This is a genomic window from Sporomusa intestinalis, assembly GCF_055383785.1.
Window position 1 is genome coordinate 3,599,399 of sequence record NZ_AP042390.1, and the last position, 20,107, is coordinate 3,619,505.

At 51.6% G+C, this 20,107-nt stretch carries 13 protein-coding genes and 1 pseudogene; 2 read left to right on the forward strand and 12 right to left on the reverse strand.

Going from position 1 to position 20,107, the window contains the following annotated elements; genetic code table 11:
• Window positions 1–133: 133 nt before the first annotated feature.
• Both ACZ481_RS17000 and ACZ481_RS17005 read right to left on the reverse strand, forming a co-directional pair.
• Window positions 134–973 carry a 4Fe-4S dicluster domain-containing protein gene (locus ACZ481_RS17000; protein ID WP_464766540.1) on the reverse strand — a complete coding sequence of 280 codons (840 nt, stop codon included), beginning with the start codon at window positions 971–973 and terminating at the stop codon, window positions 134–136.
• Window positions 970–3,939: a molybdopterin-dependent oxidoreductase gene (locus ACZ481_RS17005; RefSeq protein WP_464766541.1), complete on the reverse strand. Its 2,970-nt coding sequence runs from the start codon at window positions 3,937–3,939 to the stop codon at window positions 970–972. The genes ACZ481_RS17000 and ACZ481_RS17005 overlap by 4 nt, the downstream gene beginning before the upstream one ends.
• A gap of 206 nt (window positions 3,940–4,145) precedes the next feature.
• Between ACZ481_RS17005 and ACZ481_RS17010 the strand changes: the two genes are divergently transcribed.
• Window positions 4,146–5,048, forward strand: coding sequence for a LysR family transcriptional regulator (locus ACZ481_RS17010; RefSeq protein WP_464766542.1), 903 nt, complete (start codon window positions 4,146–4,148; stop codon window positions 5,046–5,048).
• Window positions 5,049–5,121: 73 nt separating this feature from the next.
• Here the strand turns inward: ACZ481_RS17010 and ACZ481_RS17015 are convergent, their stop codons facing one another.
• The 5 genes from ACZ481_RS17015 to ACZ481_RS17035 all read right to left on the reverse strand — a co-directional run bounded on the left by ACZ481_RS17015 (window position 5,122) and on the right by ACZ481_RS17035 (window position 12,603).
• A complete protein-coding gene (locus ACZ481_RS17015) occupies window positions 5,122–6,189 on the reverse strand; it encodes a hypothetical protein (RefSeq protein ID WP_464766543.1) in 1,068 nt (355 codons plus the stop codon).
• Window positions 6,190–6,470: 281 nt separating this feature from the next.
• Entirely contained in the window at window positions 6,471–7,946 is a 1,476-nt protein-coding gene (locus ACZ481_RS17020) for a sodium:solute symporter family protein (RefSeq protein ID WP_464766544.1), read from the reverse strand.
• 426 nt (window positions 7,947–8,372) lie between these two features.
• Window positions 8,373–10,085 (reverse strand): methyl-accepting chemotaxis protein, encoded by a 1,713-nt coding sequence (locus tag ACZ481_RS17025; RefSeq protein WP_464766545.1) that lies wholly within the window; start codon window positions 10,083–10,085, stop codon window positions 8,373–8,375.
• Window positions 10,086–10,242: 157 nt separating this feature from the next.
• Complete coding sequence (locus ACZ481_RS17030) at window positions 10,243–11,382, reverse strand: uroporphyrinogen decarboxylase family protein (protein WP_464766546.1); 1,140 nt, start codon at window positions 11,380–11,382, stop codon at window positions 10,243–10,245.
• A 114-nt stretch (window positions 11,383–11,496) separates the two neighbouring features.
• Window positions 11,497–12,603, reverse strand: a complete 1,107-nt coding sequence (locus tag ACZ481_RS17035; protein WP_464766547.1) for a uroporphyrinogen decarboxylase family protein — start codon at window positions 12,601–12,603, stop codon at window positions 11,497–11,499.
• A gap of 853 nt (window positions 12,604–13,456) precedes the next feature.
• Here ACZ481_RS17035 and ACZ481_RS17040 point away from each other — a divergent pair.
• Window positions 13,457–14,479 (forward strand): LysR family transcriptional regulator, encoded by a 1,023-nt coding sequence (locus ACZ481_RS17040; protein ID WP_464766548.1) that lies wholly within the window; start codon window positions 13,457–13,459, stop codon window positions 14,477–14,479.
• A gap of 237 nt (window positions 14,480–14,716) precedes the next feature.
• On the opposite strand, the gene ACZ481_RS17045 is transcribed toward ACZ481_RS17040, so the two are convergent.
• The 5 genes and pseudogenes from ACZ481_RS17045 to ACZ481_RS17065 form a co-directional block, all read right to left on the reverse strand.
• Window positions 14,717–15,451 carry a DUF1638 domain-containing protein gene (locus ACZ481_RS17045; RefSeq protein ID WP_464766549.1) on the reverse strand — a complete coding sequence of 245 codons (735 nt, stop codon included), beginning with the start codon at window positions 15,449–15,451 and terminating at the stop codon, window positions 14,717–14,719.
• 1 nt (window position 15,452) lies between these two features.
• Complete coding sequence (locus tag ACZ481_RS17050; protein WP_464766550.1) at window positions 15,453–16,019, reverse strand: DUF2284 domain-containing protein; 567 nt, start codon at window positions 16,017–16,019, stop codon at window positions 15,453–15,455.
• A gap of 1,505 nt (window positions 16,020–17,524) precedes the next feature.
• A pseudogene (locus ACZ481_RS17055) lies at window positions 17,525–17,740 on the reverse strand (S-layer homology domain-containing protein); the annotation flags it as partial.
• 51 nt (window positions 17,741–17,791) lie between these two features.
• Window positions 17,792–18,898 (reverse strand): uroporphyrinogen decarboxylase family protein, encoded by a 1,107-nt coding sequence (locus ACZ481_RS17060; protein WP_464766551.1) that lies wholly within the window; start codon window positions 18,896–18,898, stop codon window positions 17,792–17,794.
• A 31-nt stretch (window positions 18,899–18,929) separates the two neighbouring features.
• On the reverse strand, window positions 18,930–20,105 hold the full coding sequence (locus tag ACZ481_RS17065) for an MFS transporter (protein ID WP_464766552.1): 1,176 nt from the start codon (window positions 20,103–20,105) through the stop codon (window positions 18,930–18,932).
• Between the last annotated feature and the right edge of the window lie 2 nt (window positions 20,106–20,107).

A 20,107-nucleotide genomic window follows, 5' to 3' on the forward strand; every position in this document is an offset into this window, starting at 1 on the left:
AGAAATAGCCTTGCCTTGCAATTGCAAGGCAAGGCTATTTCTCTAATTGTTCTTTGTAGAGTGGCTGATGAGTTCCTCAGCGACGAAGCAGATAGTGAAACCCACGCTAACGCCAGCCCTTATTCTAGTAATTTTATCCCAGGTATACAGTACCGATATTCTGGCTGGTAGTTAATTCAACTGTTACTGTGGTCTTCTTAAATCCGTCCTGCTCAATTGCCAGTGAGTATTGACCACTGTTCCCGGGCAGGTTATCTATTTTGAAATCGCCAAAATTATCCGTAACCGCCTCGGCCAGCTTTTTCCCGTCTGAGAACAGGCTGATCCTCACCCCTTCGGCACAGTCCGTAACCCCGTTATGCTTAACGGCAATACTCCCGGCAATAAAACACTTGGTAAACCGGTACAAATTTTGATAATACACACCGGGCTGGGTATTGTACTCCGGCTGCAGCACCTCTAAACGATTGCTCTGGCAGATACGGTTCATCTCCGCCTCTTCCCCGTATTCCACCCGGAGCGCGCCGGTAGGGCAGGCCTGCACACAGCGCGGCTTTTGCCAGCCCTGGTCAAGCAGGTGGGCGCAAAAGGTGCACTTTTGCGGAACGTCCTGTTCCTCATTCCACCAGATTGCCTGATAAGGGCAGGCCTTGACCAGTTCCCGCCGGCCTTGGGCCTTATCGGGATCAATAAGCACAATGCCGTCCGGACGTTTGACAATACTGCCGCCGGCCGCTTTAATGCAGGGAGCGTTCTGGCAGTGCATGCAGGTAGTCGGCCGGTAAGCCACATCAATAAGCGGGTATTGCCCCCGTTCGGCGCGCATGATATTCAGCCAGCGATGGCCGTGCCGGGGCTGGGGCCGGGTATACCCCGGCCAGTCGTTGTCAACATGCTCATCCTTGCAGGCTAAAAAACAATTGTTGCAATCCACGCATTTCTCCACATCAATAATCAGATGCCACTTTTTCACGACACGCTCTCCTCTCCGTCCCATTTGCCGATTTCAACCAGACAGGAATTAGCGGCCATGGCATGGGACTTTTTAATCATCATCCGGCTTGGCGTCAACAGGTTGATGCAGCCGCCGATATCCGGCGACTTGCCCGGTTCCCCCACCGGCTTGTAGACGGCTGAGGATTCGTAGGAATGTACGGTTCCCGGCGGAATGCGCTCAGTCAATTGCGCGGCGCAGATAACGGCACCGCGGTCATTGAAGACCTTGACCAGATCGTTGTCCTTAATGCCCCGGGCCGCGGCATCACTGGCATTGATTCTTACAATCCAGTAATAATGCCCGTTGATCAGCACGCGGTGATCCTTAATATCGTTAATGGTGCTGTCTTTACCGTCACTTTGCGTATGAAAGGTAAACTTAGGGTGCGGTGATATGAGCTGCAGCGGATACCTGGCATACAGCTCCGGTGCATGCGGTCCTTCCCAGGCCGGATTATATTTCATAATTGGCGGCCGTTCAGGGTCATTGGGGTCAAACCGTTTCAGGCTGGATGATTCAAATTCGAGTTTTCCCGACTGGGTCTGCAGCCCCATCCGGTATTCGCCTGTATAGTCGGCCGGGGCCGGAAACGGCTCCGGCGTATCTTTCGCCCGGCCTTCGGCATACCAGCGGAAAGACACCGGGTCCCGGCGGTTCTCCGGCAGCGGCGGAATCACATAATAGCCTTTTTTCAGGAATTTTTTCCAGGAGATCCGGTTGGGCAGGTCGGTGCCGTCAAATAAGCGCTTGCACCATTCCAGCTCGGTGGAACCTTCTGAGTAAACCGATCCCAGCCCCAGCCGTTTGGACAGTTCCAGGAAGATTTCAATATCAGACTTGGATTCTCCCAGCGGTTCAATGCACTTGTGCTGCAGTACAGCCACCCGGTGGTTAACCTGGGTAAACGAGTGGTAAATATAGCCGCCGCAGTTGGCAAATTCGCTGATATCCCACCGCTCGAAATTCGTGCAGGCCGGCAGGATGACATCGGCGAACTGGGCTTCGCCTTCAAACCAGATCGACTGGTTGACAACAAACTCCAGGCCATCGGAACGGTACATATTTACGTAACGGTTGGTATCGACCATTGTGCCGATATGGGAGCCGCCATATTTATAATACATTTTTACCGGTGAATGGCCGGGGGACGGGTATTGGAAGGGGAAGAACTGGCCTTCGATGGTTTTGGCGTCAGCCGACCAGCCTTCGCAGTGGCCGTCCATGATGGCTTCCGGTATCTTGAGGCGCGGCACCCCCTGGTTAACGGTATTCATTGTCACGATATTAGGCATCCGCTGATATAAATTAAGGAAGTTGCCTGTACCAAAAATATCACCGGAAAAACCGCCTTCGGCATAACCGGGGAAATAGAAACGGGTATCGACCGGCGTGCCTTGCTGCATGCCGCCCATATTGACGCCGGGTTTGCCCAGCCCCTGCATAGCCATCAGACAGACCATGCCTCGGGCCCAGTCGGTGCCGGTGGCAGTGCGGCAGGCACCGCCAAAGCCGATAATGCCGCCGGCCGCCAGATAGGTCTTCTTGCGGCCCCATTCCCGCGCCAGGGCTCTGATGTCTTTAGCCGCTATGCCGGTTTCCGCCTCCTGCCATTCCGGTGTTTTCGGCACCCCGTCCTCTTTGCCCAGGACATAGTCCCGCCATTTTTCAAAACCGGTGGTGCGTTCGGCCACATACTCTTTGTCATAGAGATTTTCCGTCATCCACACGTAGGCAATTGCCAACACCATGGCACTGTCTGTTCCCGGCCTGGGTGCCAGCCACTTACCGCCCATCAGCCCGGCCGTGTGATTGTAATAGGGGTCAATATGGACAATCTTGATGCCCAGCTCTTTCAGCCATTGCCGGCGCACGGTCCCTTCCTGGGCGCCATATACGCCGCTGGTGGATTCGGGGTCGCTTGACCAGAACACAATCATTTCGCAGTTTTGCAGACAGTCTTCCACCAGATTGTAGGTTTCCGAGCCGCCGTTGCGGGCGCTTTGGCCCCAGTGATGGGTCGCCCCCCAGAACCAGCCTTCCCAGCTGTCAGGGTTGTGCACCACCGGCGTCCAGCCGATGGCATTGAAAAACCGCAGCCTGGCACTCAGCCAATAGCCTAACGCCCCCCAGGTATGGTGGGAACCGCTGCCGTTCATAATGGCCCCGGGACCATGCTCCTTTTTCACCCGCTTAATCTCGTTGACCACAATGGTCAGCGCTTCATCCCAGCTGATCCGTTCATAGCCTGATAGCCCCCGGTTTTGCGGGTTCCGTTCGCCCTGGGGATCAAAGTCCACCCGTTTTAGGGGATACAGCAGGCGGTCGGGCGAATAAATCATCGATTTCCAGGCTAAGGTATGGGGGTTAACGGTCGTTTTCTTAGGCGGGGAAAAGGTTTTGCCCCTGGCTTTGACCACCCAGGGATCGGCATCCTCTTCATCAAAATCAATCGGGGTAATGCGGATAATCTTGCCGTCTTTTACATAAACAAAAACCGGTCCGCCATTGGTATTGCTGGTATAGCGCCTGACACCGTTGCCGGCATCAACCCCATATTCCGGATCAATGCTCATCGTCATATTCAGCGTCTCGGCAAACCAGAGTGTCAATTCGTCCGGCCCTTGCATGTCTATCTGAAAATGCTTGGCGGCACTGATAAACTCCAGCTGCGTCCTGGCAGGGCTCATTAGCCTGACCGCCGTCTCGGCATCCTCGAAGATCATGGCAATATCAGGGTTGTCATGGATACCGGCCTGGGAAGAGACCTTGCCGTCCCGGAAAACAAAATACCGGCCCTGCGAGTTATCCCGCAGTTTGATCTGGGCGGTCAGATTTTTTTCTTGCAGCCGCCGGGCGAAAGTTTTCGTGCGTATTGCCGTCATCTTCAGGATTTTTTCCAAGCCAAAAAGAATAACAGAAAATTGCGTACTTTCAAATGCCATCTTACTCTTCTCCTTTCAAAACACTGCCTATCCTGTCAACCTAATCATATCGCACTCGGCTTGTTACGTGAAATACGATGTATGTCTAAGCTTATGACAAAAAAGTATTACGTCCTGAATCCATGCATGTTTTTACCGAAAAGAACTTCCCCTTGGCCCCTAATCCTTTTATACTATTGTTAGAGAGTATTTCGCCGGGAGGTACTATGGAAATCCAGTTGCTACGTGAATTCACCTGCCTCGCAGAGCATTTAAACTTTAGTACGGCTGCCAAGCAGCTTTTTATTGCCCAGCCTGTTCTCAGCAGACATATCGCCGATTTAGAATATGCATTAGGCGTGCAGTTGTTTGCCCGTAATAAACAAAGCGTCCAGCTAACACCGATTGGCGCCGTGGTGCTGGCTGAAGCCAAAGCTATTCTTGCGCATTATGATGAAGGCATAAAAAAAATCCAGCTTGCGATTGCCGGGTTTGCAGGTCAATTAAAAATTGGCTTTTTGGGAGCACCTGTAAAAAACTTTTTTCCGGAGCTAATCTCTCGCTTTCGCAGCACTTACCCCAATGTCGATTTACATTTAAACCAGCTCAATCTGGGACCCCTTACCCATGCACTAAAACGCGGGGATATCGACATTGGTTTTACTCTTTCGTTTGATTTGCCAAAGCTGACCGGCTTTTGCTGGAAAACCCTGTATTCCGAATCGCTGGCCGTTGTTCTGCGCCACGACCATCCTGCTGCCAATCAGCCTAATATCAGGCTGGCGGCATTGTCCCAGGAAAATTTCATCCTGTTGTCACCGGAGGAATCACCGGGCCTGCATAATCAAATTATCGACCTTTGCGCTGCCAATGGGTTTTCCCCTAAGCTGGCCAAGCTTTCGGCCTTTCCCGAGAACGCTTTACTTATGGTCGAATCGGCAATCGGCGTGGCTATCTTACCCCGCCACATCCAGGTATACGCCAGCCCTGAGCTACGCTTTTTGGACATCGACGGCGGCGGCACTGACTTTGATGTCGCGGTTGCCTGGGGAGAGGTGCATGCCAATCCTGCCGTGCCTTTGTTTCTGCAGGAGCTTGAGAGTCTGCAGGCGGCAAACCGCCTCCCCTAATCCCCCAAAATCTAAAACAAACACAGCCTCACCTGATGTACGCAGCAGGTGAGGCTGTAAATAATTGCAGGCGTTAGAAATACAGTTTTAAATCAGCAGTGAAATAGCTGCGGTCTTTGGGAACGCCGCCCATATCCTTGACCCGGTCGGCCGGGGCATAGTTGAGCTTTAATACCGTATTGTCGAATACAGTTTGTTCATAGGTAATTACCAGGCCTTTAAAGTTGTCAAAATTCGAACCGTTGGTCGGATAGCCCCAGCCGTTAGGGGTAGTCTCAAGGACCGTATTCGTGGAGGGGTCAAAATACGGATCGGCTTTAACATACATTAAGGCCGCGCCGTTGGAACCGACTTTCTCCGGCACCGCTCCCCGGTATTTCACCCGGGCAAAGTAAGCATCGGCGGCCGAACCGCTATTCTTCAGATTAGCCAGATTAGAGTCATTGCGCCCGTACTCACCGGTAAAGACCCAGTCCTGGTCCAGCTTTTGCTGGTAGCCTACAGTTACTGTCTTATAGGCATTATAGAGATCTTTGTCGGTATCTTGCCACAGGGTAGCTACAATCTTCTTGTCAGGCTTCACATCATAGGCCACATCTACCCCGTAATAAGTCCGGTTATTGGTAACTGGTCCCCCCAGCTCAGGTATGAAGGTGCAATTGATTACATTGCCGGCGGTTACAGTAGTTGTCCATTTGTCATTTTTCAATTTGACGCTTGCTCCGTCAAAATAGGGGCTGGACCCGGTCAGGCCCAGGCCCTGCCAGGTGATTAAACGGCCGATATTAAATTCGGCGTTACCCTTTTTGGCAATAATCATGGCCATCTCCAGCGAGGTTTCATCAAACCTCCGGCCCAGGTTATAGTTTTCGTCCGTGTTATGAGAGCCGGCGAAAATCATCCCCATAAACGACACGTCTTTGGAGACCGGCGCAATCAGGCCGATATCGGCCCGGTGATAAAAACCGCTTTTGCTGAAATCATCGGCGAAATTATAAATCCCTTTATCATTGGCACTGCTATATCTGGTATTGAAGGTACCGGTTATAACCACATCGGCACCCGATATGGCCAGACTGGTTGAAGTTGTTGCTACTCCCAGCATGCATACCGCTAACATAGCGGCTATTTTCTTGTTCATGATAAATCCCACCTTCTAAATTATTTAAGCTACTGTTTTTTTAGCGAACGATAGACGGTTATGGCCCCAAATACCAGCATCATCACCACAATCGAAGCCATCCAGCTGGTTTCCAGCAACGGGCCGCTATTCATAACTACTCCCCCTTATCTGCGATTTTGGTACCAAATGACACATTGCCCGACAAAGCAGACAAAAATCATAACGCCCATATTGGCAAGGAACAAGTCCCAGAAAAGCATGCAGATTCCTCCCCTTTACAATCATCCTGATAACTTTGCTTACGCTTGGGCCGCTTCCGCTTTTTCCCGGGCCAGCGCCGGTTGCGATAATCTGAAGATCCCCGGTTTTCCCTCACAGCAGGCCGTCAGCAGCACACCGACCACAACCGATACACTTAAGGTTGCATATACGTTCGCAGTTGTCAGCATTTCCAGACCGATAGCGGCAGGCAGGCTGGTAAAGGACCACAGCATGTTAACAAGCCAGGCGGCAAACATGGTCGTAATGGCGGCCGTAGTCGACCGCTTCCAGAACAGACCGATCAGGCACATGACCATGATGGGGGCCGGCCAGGAGAAGAGCCAGTTTATGGCCGTCACAATCGGCGGCAGGATGGGCGCCACAATCGTGGCCAGGATGCAAAAGACGACAATGGTAATCCGGGCAATCCGGTTCTCTTCTGTCGGCGACATGCATTTGTTGCTCGTATAAGCAAAGATGTCTTTGGTGAACAAGGTGGAGGTAACCAGGGCGATAATGGAAAAGCCGGACAACATCGAGCCAAAGAAGGCTGCCAGCACCAAAGCAATGGCAAAGTTGGGCAAATACTCCAGCAGCATCGCTATGGCCGCCATTTTAGGCCCCAGGGCATGGAATTCGGGAATGCTCTTGGCCGCCAGCCCCATGGAGATAGTGAATACAGCCAGCATGCCGTTTACAATAACGGCCATCCACATGGAATTAGCCACAACCCGGTCGTTTTTAGCCGCCATACAGGGCTGCATGAGCTGCTGGCCCAGGCTGTGGTTGACAAGGATGGCGATAACCGTGCTCATCCCAAAAGAAATCAGTATCTGGGGCGTACCCCAGATACTCAGCATCCAGGGCTGCCCCTGATCAATGAAGTACTGAGACACACCTTCCCAGCCTAACGGCAGCCTTTTGGTCAGCAGGATCGTGGCCACAGCAAGCCCCACATATTTAATCACGGCATTGATGATATTGAGCCAGACTACCTGATTCAATCCGGACAGGCATACATACAATACCCCCAGAATAGCTCCCAGGTACACCCCCTGCTCAACCGTAACCCCGGTCATCAGGGCAAAGGATATCCCCATACCTTGTAATTCCAGAGTCATTACCGCCCAGATGATGGGGATCATGACTGACGGCAGAATCAGGCGCATTTTTTCACCAAACAGCATGTGCATCAGCTCAGGCATGGAGGATACATTCAGCCGCCTGACCCACCGGCCGGTAAATACGCAAACTACGACCAGGAGGATGGAACAGCCAAAACCAAACCATAAACTGGCCGCGCCCATAAACCAGGCCATCTCAAACATGCCGTAAATATGGGGTGTCCCTAAAATACTCAAGGCCAGCGTAATCGATAACAGCTGCCAGTTGAGGCTCCGGCCTGCCAGCAGAAAACCATCCTGTTTGTTCTGCTGCCTGTTCAGGTACCAGCCAACGGCAATGATGCATAAGAACTCAAAGGCCAATACCGCGATCAAAATTCCCAACTTCATTATTTGTCCTCCTTCATACATCAAGCGGAAGATTGCAAAATAATTGCTGGTAATGAGGGAATTGCCGGTATTTCTTCCATTCCGCCTTCCTGCTATTTAACTCAAACCCGCATAATAAAAATGATTTCTTGTGCTTGCAAAAACTGTCCGCTTCCTCCTCTCGTCTATTTTTTTAATTTTCTGCAATATTAAGCCCTTTGCAGGTCTCAACATGTTGCCCCATTCCTGCAGGCAAAGGGATGGTAGGAAATCTATATTTATAATAAACGGAAATCTATTTTTATGGAAATTCACATTCCTCATTGCAGCAATAACAGAAAATAATACCCTGGCCTCCGGTTTAAGCAGTAGGTTCGCAGCGGCCGGCAGCAGAACGCCCCGTCCCGGCTAGGACGGGAGCGCCTGTGCCGGTAATCCGGCGTAAACCTACACTTTGAACTGCTGAACAGACACTTGCAGCTCTTCCGCTATTTTTGCCAAGGTCTGACTCGAAGCGGCAATTTCCGCCATTGAAGCGGCTTGCTCCTCGGTGGCGGCAGATACCGTCTCGGTTTGTGCTGCCGAGTCCTTGCTGCGCCCATCAATTGCCTGTACGGCAGTGACAATTTCCTGACTGCTGGCAGCCACTTGCTGAATAGCGCCGGAAATATCCTGAACTTGCCCTGATACCTGGCTGATCAGCGCCTGAATCTGACTGAATGCGGTTCCGGCAGTGTTTACAACTTCTGTTCCCAGCCGTACCTCCCGGTTGCCTGTAGACATAGTCGCCACGGCCCGGTCTGTGTCACTCTGAATTTTGCCAATGAGTCCGGCTATCTGCTTGGCCGCCGCCTGCGACTGTTCAGCCAGCTTGCGTACTTCCTCGGCTACAACAGCGAAGCCCCGGCCCTGTTCGCCGGCGCGGGCCGCTTCGATAGCAGCATTGAGCGCCAGCAGATTGGTTTGACCGGCAATACTGGCAATCGTATCGACAATTTGGCCAATTTCCTGCGACTGCTCGCCCAGCGCAGAAACTACCTGGGCCGATTCGCCAACTACGGTTTCCACACTGGCCATTTGCCTGATCGCCGTCGCAATGGCATTATCGCCGGCGGCGGCGGCCTGGGCGGTCTGTTCCGCCATTGCGGCCACGCCGCTGGCATGAGCGGCTATCTGCTGAATACTGGCTGCCATACCTTCGACAACATGGTTGGCCGCATCGATGGCCTTAACCTGGGCCGCCGCGCCGGCGGCAACCCCGGTGATGGCCCCGGCCACCTGGCTTACGGCCTGGGAGGATTGTTCCGCACTGGCCGTAAGTTCTTCTGATGAAGCGGCCATATGGGCTGAAGCCATTTTTATATGCGTAACCAGCCGGCCGAGGTTTTCGACCATCCCATCGAACTCAGTGGCTAAGCGGCCGATCTCATCCTTTGCCCCCACTGCCGTTTTTCTGCCGGTCAGGTTGCCTGCGGCAACTGCCTGCGTCTGCGCAACAAGCAGCCTGAGCGGAGTAATAATTACCCCTGCGGTGTACCAGGCTATACAGCCGGTCAAAATCAGGGCAATTACCAGAATGATGGCCAGCGACAGGTAGGAGGCCTGCCGGCTTTGGGCGGAATTCTGCAGCGTTTGCTCGGCCTCCTGCGCGGAGTAGGCTGCTAAATCCCTAAAACTGGCATTGATCTTGTCAAAACGTCCAGCCACGTTCTGAGTAAACTCAACATAGGCTTCCTGCCTGTTTCCGGCTGCGGCCAGCTGCATGGTTTGTGTAAGCGGCGCCGCCGCCTCTTGTATCACCTGCATCCCGCCGGCCAGCCGTTCCTGTTCGCCCGGGCTCAGCGGCTGCTGGCTAAAAGCCTCAAGGACCGCCATGTTCTCCTGCAGTAATTCGCCGAGTTTCCGGAAATCCTCTTGCGCCCGGGCCTGATCGGCTGTAGTCGTCAGTTCCAGCATCAGCGCCGTTACCTGCTGCCCCCGGAAGGCTATATCGCCGGCAACCACCGTCTTGCCCATCTGGCGGTGAATTTCGTCCGTGTCCTGCGCGAGCTTCGTCAGGTAGTAGATGGCAAAAGCTCCTGCCGCCAGCTGGCAAGCCAGCACGACGGCGACTAAGACGGCAAATTTTCCCTTTACTGCTAAATTTCGAAACCAGTTCAACAGTTTGTCCCCCTAAACATATTTGTACCTTCTGTGCTGCACAATAAATTATCCCGTGCTCATCATCATGATCACGGGATAATTTATTTCAATGGCCAAACTTAATTCATACCCAGTGCGTAGATGAGCTATATATCCAGCAGGCCAATCGCCTTGATTAATTATAGCGTCCGTACTTTTCCACTGCGTCAAAGAAAGCTTTCATATTCTCGTTTTTCGCGTTCATGGGGACACAGCAGCCGGAGGAATAGATGAACCCGCCGTCTTTGCCGACAACGGTAATCAGTTTTTTGGCATAGGCGTCGACATCATCAACCGACCCAATCGTCAGCAATGCCGCCGGCATATCCCCCATAATGGCACAATGGCCGCCCAATATTTCCTTGGCCTTAAAAATATCTGTATCGCCATCAAGCTGCAAAACGAATTTTTTGGCAGGCAGTTCCAAGAAATATTCGAGGTTTTTGGTCCAGTCTGAATCACAATGGAGAATGGGCACAATATCCTTCGCAGCCAAACCGTTTACCAGGCGTTTCATAATCGGCAGCAATAATTTTTCGAATCTTTTCAGGGATATCCATTGGGCACTGCTGCGGGAATCACCAATAAAAGTCCGCCTGATGCCGATCTGATCGGCCTGGGCTGCCAGGATGCTGATCATATCGTCGGTGGTTACTTCCATTGCCTGATATACTTTGTCGGGGATTCTGAACATATCTTTGAAAAAGCATTCCATCGAGCGGGTCATGGATAAAACGTCAGGCGCCGACCCGCCGAGAATCCCCCAGGTGGAACTCTGCCCGCGGCGTGCCGTACGCTGGTTTTCATCGGCAAGCAATTTGCCTTTCTCGATCATCGCCTGCAGCATTTCCTCGGGGTTTGTGCCAAAAGCAACCTCGTTGAATTTTGTCACATACGCCAGCAGGCCTTTTTCGATCAGCAGATCATAATCAGCCTGGGTAGTAATCTCGACCTCGTGCATCTGGAAAGAGGCATTGTCCGGCAGCTCGGTGCCAGGCATCTTGGTCCGCATAAGGCCAACCTTCTTCATCAGCGGGGCGTAACGCTCGCACATGATAAAAGGGTTGCTATCCCAGACCGGAAACGCCTCATGCACTTTATCAATCGCAGCCATGCATTTTTCCCAGTCCCACATAAACTCTTTGTTGGTAAGGCCGGCGAACTGGCCGGCATACTGGTCAATCATGGGCGCACATACCACCCGGTCCACAGGCTCAAGGTTAATTGTGGCCACAAGTCTTTCTTCTGCTGTCATAACATCTTTTTTTGCTGTCATTTATTCCACCCCACAACAGTAGTTTTATCTTTCTGTTAACATGATAGCGCAAATGGTACCGCTTGGGAAATTGATTCTCCTTATTGCACCGATTGACAAATAAAATGCTCCGTCTTACTTCCCGGTGGCGGCCGCAATCATGGCCTTGACATTTTCCACCTTGGCATTGACCGGTACGGCGCAGCCTGATGCCAGAATAAAGCCCGGTCCCATATCCCTGATTAATTTTGCGCTGTAATTGTATACTTCATCAGGGGTTCCCAGGGTAAACAGGGCGGCCGGCACATCACCCTTAATACACATGCGGCTGCCGAGAACCTCCTTTATCTTGTAAATATTAGTGGCGCCGTCTGTTTCAAATACGCATTTGCCGACCGGAAAATCCGTAAAGTATTCTAAATCCCGTTCCCAGTTGGAATCAATATGGAAATTAATTACCGCTCCTTCTTCGATAATTACATCCGCCACCTGTTTTAAATATTTCCAGACAAACCGTTCCCACAGCTTCCGCGAGAAGAATTCGCTTGCGCCCCGGGCCGGCGATATAAATACATACGTAGAATTGGTCGCGCGGATCTGGTTGCGCATATTAACCAAAACCTCTGCCTGGATGACATCCAGCACCGCCTCGACTTTATCAGGGCGCTTATACAGATCCTGAATAAATTTAGGCATGGAGCGGCCGCCGCTAAGCAGTTCATTAACCAGATTGATAACAAGCGGGGAGTACACCACATAACCGGCATCTTCAAAGTTTTTTACCATTTGCGGGGTATCTGCCAGTTCCGCCATGATTGAATCAAACTGAACATTGAGCCGGTTAACCACATAATCCTGCATAAAAGGGGTCCAGCCCTTATTCAAAATCGTGTCATAATCCTCGACTGTCATAACCTCTTTTTCATCAAGCTGCCACACCACATCGTCGGCCAGTTCCCGTCCCGGCAGCTTGATATTGGTCATAAAGCCTAAAGGAAACAGGAGGGCCGCCGCAAACGCGGAATCAAACCCGTCTATATCTCCCAGCTCTTTTATGGAGTCCACCATTACTTTGTTGGAAGCTTTTAGGCTTGAGCAAAAATCGGACAGCTTAACCCCCATATGGGTGGCACAAAAACCATCAGCCAGGGTAACTACCGGTGTGCGATCCGTTTTCTCCAGCGCTACGGCCTTTCTTATTCTCTCTTTCCGCTCCAGCAGCAATTCTTGCGGTGTTTTCATAATTTGCTCCCCCTTACATGTTAGTTGATGACCGGGCCTCAAAATCTTATTGTTTGTATGCAAACAGCAGGCAGCATCATATATCAGACATGTTTATAATAAACCGGAATAGATTCTGAGGGAAATTCACTTTTCTCATTGCAGCCATAAAAAAAAACAATGCTTTTATGTTACAATAAAGAAAAGCAGAAACTCCACCGTACAGCCGGATGACTATATGCCATCGCTGTTGTCATTGCCGGCTGGAGTGCTCTTGCCGTCACCGGTATGGTTAGCCGCCGTCTGATCCGTATTGCCAGCGCTGCTGCTGCCTGCTTGCAGCCGTTTGCCCTCAAGGCACCGTGTCTTCTAATTTCTCCACAGGTAAGGGAAGCAGTCTTAGTATGCTCGCAGGCCGGACGCGTGATGCGCACAGTATAGCTACATGCCGGCTCCCTGCCACGGCGTGCGCATAATTAATAGGTAAAGAAAGCACGGCTTGCGCCGAGCCTTAGCGAAAGCGGAAGCCGCTGTTGCCCTTATCCAGGGAAAGTTAACCTTTCTAGCAGGATGAAAAAACGCATCGAATATGATGCATTTTTTCATCTCTGTTAATTGGCCAGGGCTAAACAACAGCACTGTCTAGCTGACAACTGTGATGACACAATTCATCAAAAAGCTGAAATAGGCCGGGTAAATGCTTACATCTCACTTGGCACAGTACTTGCGTATAGATAAATAATAAGAAATGAGAGTATCACCAACAGCTGTCTGTCGCAACGCACCGGGCTTAGCCATTGTAGCGTCACGCTAGAATTTACTTAATATTCTCACATCTTCAAGTCTCCATATATTCTAATAGCAGGAGGAGTTTATGGACATTCGACAATTGGAAATCTTCATTTGTGTCGCAGAGCGGTTAAATTTTACGGAAGCCGCCAGGCACTTATACCTCACACAATCAGCAGTAAGTCTACAAATTGCAGATTTAGAAAAGCAGCTTGATGTTAAACTATTTGCGAGAAATTCCCATTCGGTCCAACTGACAGAAGCCGGTCAGGTTTTTGTGAAAGAGGCCAAATTCATTATCGCCGCCTCGGAAGAAGCAATAAAAAAAGCCCGCCACACCGCTTCCGGTTTTGCCGGCACTATAAAAATCGGTTTTTTAGAATCCCATACCAAACACTATCTGCCTAAATTGGTCAAAGACTTTCGCAGCTCTTATCCGAAGATTAAATTAATCCTCAAACAGTTGAATTGGGGCAGTCTGAACACGGCAATAGAGCGGGGGGATGTGGATATCGGCCTGACGATGTCGGTTGCCCTGCAAAACACCCCTAAAGTAGTCTGGCAAACACTGTACTGGGATGTGGAATGTTTTGTAATGCCCAGCGACCACCCGCTGGCGAATGAACCGCAACTGGATTTAGCGGTTGTATCGCGGGAGCCCTTTGTTGTTCTTAACCGCGAAGTGGCGCCCTGCCCTTATGACTTTACCCTGCGCCTGTGCAACAACAGGGGCTTTACGCCTAATTTCGTCGAACGTCCTTTTCTGACCGAGATTTTACTCACGCTGATTGAGTCTGGCGAAGGCATCGCTATTCTCCCCTATTTCACCACCAAACCTTATGCCAGCCCTAATCTCCGGTTTCTGAAACTGGAAGGCGACGACGCCCAGGTGGAGATGGTCGCATCGTGGAAACGGACAAATCGGAATCCGGCCATTCCCCTGTTTCTTAACAAAGCCAAAAGCGCCATTCAGTTTTTTCAAAACAGTATGGGGCTGCCGCCGTTCAGCGATAACGATATCTTCCCCCCTCCCATTGAGTCACCGCTTTGGAACCGACAGGGGGCAGGAGGTTCTGCCGGTGTTAAGCTAAGTGTTAATTGCAGATAACCTGCAAAGGAGCGGCGAATGACCGTCATCGCCTTACGCCAGAAGCCTAGTACCTCATCTTTCTTAAAAAGCGAGGGAATAGTTTGCGTAGATTTTTTCGCAATGCAAGGCGGAGGAGCCGCGCATATCGGACATATGTAAGGTGACGACAACGAAGCAGTGCGGGAAAAGATGCGCAAACTATCCTTGGTTTTAAGGGAGATGAGGTACTAGGTCACCTGCACCCAGGCTTCTGTTCTATGCGCCGGGGGCTGGTTTGTCTGGCGGCAGGCTGCCATTCTCCCGTTTACCAAACAAATGCTCCATCACAATGGTCTCCCCCGGGTTTATGATGATAAAATCCTGATCCCAGGGACCGGTGAGAAATTTACGCAGATAAGCCAGGGTTCCGGGAATCACCTCACATGTCAGCTGCAGAAAATCGGCATGCACCTGGGCTTTGGCCATCAGTTCCGCCAGCGGAAACTCGCCGGTATCGATTAACCCTATTCTTTTATAGTGCTTGAAGGTAATGCGCAGTATTTTATCCGCCTTTTCCCGGCCATACCGCTTAATCGTCCGCTCGTACTCCTCAAATATGGTGCGTTCCATTTGTTCCCAGCTCGTAAGCCAGCCGCTGGACAGGAAATAGGTTGGCATTGTTCTTTGCACCTCGGCCCGTTTCTGCTGCGACCCCAGCAGCATAGTGAGACAGTCGTCCGCCCGGGGGATGACCAGCCTGAAGCCTGCCGGTTTCAGGCCCAAAATGGCATTGCCGCAGTATCCCATCAATACCAGTACCTGGTCAACATTGCCGGCCCGGTTCAACACCTCCTGCAGAACACCCCTCAGCTTATCCGGTTCGTTATGCAGAGCCGATTCCAGATAAAGCACCGGAAAGCCACAGTCTGTCTGTTTAATGGCCTTATCAACCTCGGCCTGAATGGTCCGGCAAGTTATGATAAGGGACTTCAGCCCCTGCTGCCTGTTCATCTTAACACTCCTCTTCCAGGTTAAACAGGATCAGTCCGACATACGATACGGTGTTCTTGCCATTGTAATAGGGAATGCCGCAGGTTTTTTCCAGATTGATGACATCAATGCCGTAGGCTTCCACCGAGGCAAACGCCTCCTCCGGAAACCGGCAGGGCTTATTGTCCAGATAGGCGCACTTTTCACAATACTCACAGGCGCCGGCATTTAAAGGCAGAATTCCCTGCAGCTTGTAATCTTTTTTAACCCGGTCCAACAGTTCCCGGAATACCCGATCATGGATTTTTTTCGCCGCCACCATGCCGTTCCAGTCAAACGAGCTTTTCATTTGGTGGACGGTTTGAAACAAGAGCCCGTACTTATACTGGCAGGCCTGGGCTTTTAATTCTGCAAACGGCCCGACAGCAGGGGGACAGACCCAGTTCGTGTTATACTTCCGGCAAACATTCTGCTCACAGGCTTTTCTAAAATCCTCAACAAATTTGATTTGGGCTACTTCGGCAATCGCCGCATGGTCCGCCTTGGAGTCTAACGCGGCCTGCACTAAATCACTAAAAATTGCTTCCATGTTTTTACCTCCCTAGTACTTCATCTTTCTTAAAATCGAGGGAATAGTTTGCGCAGATTTTTTCGGCCGGCTAGGCGGAGGAGCCGCGCATATCGGACATATGTAAGGCGACGACAACAACGCAGGGCGGAAAAAGATGCGCAAACTATCCTTGATTTTAAGGGAGATGAGGTACCAGACGCAATGGCCTGGCACGATAATGAAAAACTTACTATCCAGATGCTGTAAACAGGTAAAAGAAGACTGCCGGCGGCAATCTTCTTTCTTATATATACATCTAGATATAGAGTAATGGATAACCCTTGTGGTGTCAATATTTTTATACTATTCTTGCAATTAAATTGCTTTTTTCCGCTGCCCCATTAGAAGAAAAAGTCCAGCTCGGCCTTCACAGTATTTAATTTGCCGGCATGAATACCGTCCGTTGCTTTCAGGGACGAAGCCCAGAACATGATGCCGACATTTTTATCCACCATCACCATACCGCTTAGCTCAGGCCCTTCCAGCCCCCAATCGTACTTTGAGACCCAATAATTGTCAGGGGCGATGGAGGATTTGGCCTCAGCCCGGATATACCGGGCCGTAAGGCCATAAGAGCCGGGTTTGGTTAGCTCAGCCCGTTTGTAGTTGAGACCGGCTATGTAGGCTTTATTCTGCTCGGACGCGTTGGATTGGCCAAAAGTTGCAAACAACTGCAGATCCTTGGCAATGATCTTATCCACACCGGCTTCCCACAGTCTGATGCGATCGGAAAAAACCCGCCCGTCAGCGCCGTCAGTGCTGAGATAATGATAGGCCGCTTTTAAATTAGTATCTCCCGCCAGCGGTGTATTAAACTCCAGGGCCACATAGCGATTATCGGTTGTGCTGGCAATAAGGTACGGATTCGTCGCATTGCCGGCCCAGCCCTGTCTGAAATACCCGTAAGTCCATATTGTTTTTGATTTTTCGCCTACAGCGAACTGCACCCCCTCCACGCCTTTTCGCCCCGGGGCCACCATCAGGCCATAGGCAGCGCCATAATCAAATTTGCCGGCCTTAACAGTGGTAGCACCGACAAGTCCCTCCGCATACATCTGGCCATTACGCTGGCTGGCGCTCACGGAACCGTCGGCCGCACCGCCGTTTGACCAATAGCCGCCGCTCCGGAAATCCCTGACGGCTTCATCTTCAATCTTTACCTGCCATTTATCGTTGACCTTGTAATTAATATATAAGTCAATACCCAGGGCCGGATAATGGCCATCCCGCGGGTGCGGGGTGTCGCCGGTCAGGCCGGTGCTGTTTTTAAAATCGCCGCTGTTATCCCAGACCTGCTCTGACAAATGCAGAAAGCCGTTAAAGGTTAACCTGTCGCTTTTCTTCTCCACGGCTTCCATCCGCACGCCCAGGCTGTTCAGCTCATTGGTAAACTCAGCCGCAAGCTTGTCAATCAGGGCTTTGTCTTTTGCATCGGCTCTTTCCGCATTCCACACGGCTCGCGCCACCATCTGCGCCATCTCATAGCGGGTAACCGTTCGTTCGCCCTGGAAATTGCCTGTGCCATCACCGTCAATCAGGCCTTCCTGTTGTAGCTTGCTCACTGCCTCATAGGCCCAATGCCTGGCAGGAACATCACCAAAAGGGTTGGGAGCGGCCGCCAGCACGCTCGCGGTGCAACCAGTCAATGCGGCCCACGCCAGGGTAACCACCAGTTTTTTCTTTAGGCTGTCCTTATTCATATTTTCCCCACCTTTTATTGCCTGCTTTTTCTCTCTAAATAACCGTCAGCCTTATTTTCCGGTCGCAGCCGCTACCATGGCTTTGACGTTTTCCACTTTGGCATTGGGCGGTATGGTGCAGCCGGAAGCAAGAATAAACCCTGTTCCCATATCCTTAATTAATTTTGTACTATAGTTATAGACCTCATCCGGCGTGGCCAGCGTCAGCAGCGCCGCCGGCACATCCCCTTTTATGGCCATGTGGTCGCCGAGTATTTCCCGGACCTTATACATATTGGTAGCGCCGTCCGACTCAAAGATGCATTTGTGCCGGGGCAATGTCTTGAAATATTCCAGATCCCGTTCCCAATTACCGTCAATATGCAGGTCGGCCACCGCTCCTTCCTCAATGATTACCTCGGCTGCCGCCTTGAGATATTTCCAGACAAAGCGCTCCCAGATTTTAGGGGAGTAAAACTCACTGGCCCCCCGGGCGGGGGATATAAATACCACCAGCGGCTTCAGCGCCCTGATTTGCTGCCGGAAATCAAGCAGCGTCTCTGCCAGTATGACATCTAAAACAGCCTCTACTTTGTCGGGCATTTTAAATACATCTCTCATAAATTTGGGGAACGACCGGCCGCCGCTCAGGTATTCATTAACCGTAATTGACGCGCTGGGCGTATATACCAGATAACCGGCCTCTTCAAAATTTCTGGCAAACCGGGGAACATCGGCCAACTGGGCCAGCAGGGAATCAACATCAACGCCTAAGCGGTTTTTCAGATAATCATTGCTAAACTCCTTCCAGCCTTTATTCAAAATGACGTCATAATCCTCCACCGTCATCATTTCCTGTTCGTCAAGCTGCCACGGCGTGTCCTCAGGCAGCTCGCGCCCGGGCAATTTGATCCTTGTATAAAACATTAACGGAAACATCGTCGCCGCGGCAAAGGTGCCGCCGGTGCCGTCAACATCGCCCATGTCTTGGAAGGAGCTTAAGATGGCCTCATGGGAAGCCTTCATATTTGAGCAGAACTCGGACAGCTTCATGCCGACATGGCGGGCGCAGAAAGCATCGCCGGTCAGGATTACCGGAGTCCGGTCGGTTTTCTCAAAATGAATGGTTTTTTTCAGTCTCTCTGTACGCTCCTGCAGTAATTGTTGTGCTGTTTTCATACTGTTCCACCTCTCCCTTTGTATTTGCATTTTAACCTTTCACGCCTGTTGTCCTGGGCTGTTGCGTATAGTTATGCAATAGCAGCAGCAGCCCGACAGCCAAAAACGCCACCGCACTGATCAGCAGATAAAAACGCCCCGGCCCCTGGTTAAAGGGAGCAGCAAGCAACTCAAACACGAAAGGCGCGGCAAACTGGCCAATCCCGCTCAGGGCTGAGGCCAGCGCGATACTAAAGGCAACCCGCGGCGGCGGTGACAGTACGGACAGGGCCACAAAAAAGGCCGGACAGGTTGTGGAAAAGCCAATGCCCCCGAGCAGGCAGCCTGCCAATAGTATTCCGAAATCATGCCCACCGGCGACAAGCGCCATGCCGCTGCCGGTTACCAGCCAGCCCAGGGGGATGGTAAAGCTTTTCAAGGCTTGCATCGTCTTGCCGAACAATAATCCCCCCAGCAGTCCGCCGCCGGTAAAGACGGTCAGCGCCAGCCCGGCACTGGCTGCATTGCCCAGATTTTCCCCGACAACCAGAATTGCCACATTGGTAAAAAAGGCAAAGATCAGCAGATTGTAGCTAAACACCAGAAATTCTGTAAAATATACCCGGCCGGGCAAGGGCTCCTTAACCGCCGGCTTATCCGGGCCGGCAGCCGTTTTGACCCGGTCCGGCTCGGGCAGGTAAGCGTAAACAAACAGGAGGATCACAAAACCGACCGCGTAGGCAAGAAAGGTGTTATGCCAGTCAACCGTACAGAGCAAACCGCCCAGCATGGTAAAAATAATCCCGCCCAGATTAACGGCAACACTTTGCAGCCCCATGACGGTATCCCGCTCATTGCCGGCAAAGAAATCCGAGATGAGGACAATGGACAGGGGAAAGATGAGGCCCAGACTCAGGCCCAGCACCGCCCTCATGCCGAGAATCAATGTAAGGTCATTCATAAAATAGGGACTTATGCCGCCGGTGAGAAAAAGCGCCATCGCCAACTGGAAGAGCCCCCGCCGGCTCAAATAATCGCTCAGCTTGCTGAATACCAGCGATGCCAGCACCATTGTCATGGATGGCAATGCCACCAGCAGCATAATGGTCTGGGCGCTGGCGCCGGGAAAAGCCGCGCCGATATTGGCCAGGGCCGGCGACACGGCCGTAGCTGCCAGCAGCAGCAGGGAAATGGATAATACCGCCGCTTTCAGACGCATTCGTTCCATAG

Coding starts and splice junctions, on each gene's coding strand:
- ACZ481_RS17005 (WP_464766541.1), bottom strand. CDS start 3,939: ATGGCATTTGAAAGTACGCAATTTTCTGTTATTCTTTTTGGCTTGGAA.
- ACZ481_RS17010 (WP_464766542.1), top strand. CDS start 4,146: ATGGAAATCCAGTTGCTACGTGAATTCACCTGCCTCGCAGAGCATTTA.
- ACZ481_RS17015 (WP_464766543.1), bottom strand. CDS start 6,189: ATGAACAAGAAAATAGCCGCTATGTTAGCGGTATGCATGCTGGGAGTA.
- ACZ481_RS17020 (WP_464766544.1), bottom strand. CDS start 7,946: ATGAAGTTGGGAATTTTGATCGCGGTATTGGCCTTTGAGTTCTTATGC.
- ACZ481_RS17030 (WP_464766546.1), bottom strand. CDS start 11,382: ATGACAGCAAAAAAAGATGTTATGACAGCAGAAGAAAGACTTGTGGCC.
- ACZ481_RS17035 (WP_464766547.1), bottom strand. CDS start 12,603: ATGAAAACACCGCAAGAATTGCTGCTGGAGCGGAAAGAGAGAATAAGA.
- ACZ481_RS17040 (WP_464766548.1), top strand. CDS start 13,457: ATGGACATTCGACAATTGGAAATCTTCATTTGTGTCGCAGAGCGGTTA.
- ACZ481_RS17045 (WP_464766549.1), bottom strand. CDS start 15,451: ATGAACAGGCAGCAGGGGCTGAAGTCCCTTATCATAACTTGCCGGACC.
- ACZ481_RS17050 (WP_464766550.1), bottom strand. CDS start 16,019: ATGGAAGCAATTTTTAGTGATTTAGTGCAGGCCGCGTTAGACTCCAAG.
- ACZ481_RS17060 (WP_464766551.1), bottom strand. CDS start 18,898: ATGAAAACAGCACAACAATTACTGCAGGAGCGTACAGAGAGACTGAAA.
- ACZ481_RS17065 (WP_464766552.1), bottom strand. CDS start 20,105: ATGGAACGAATGCGTCTGAAAGCGGCGGTATTATCCATTTCCCTGCTG.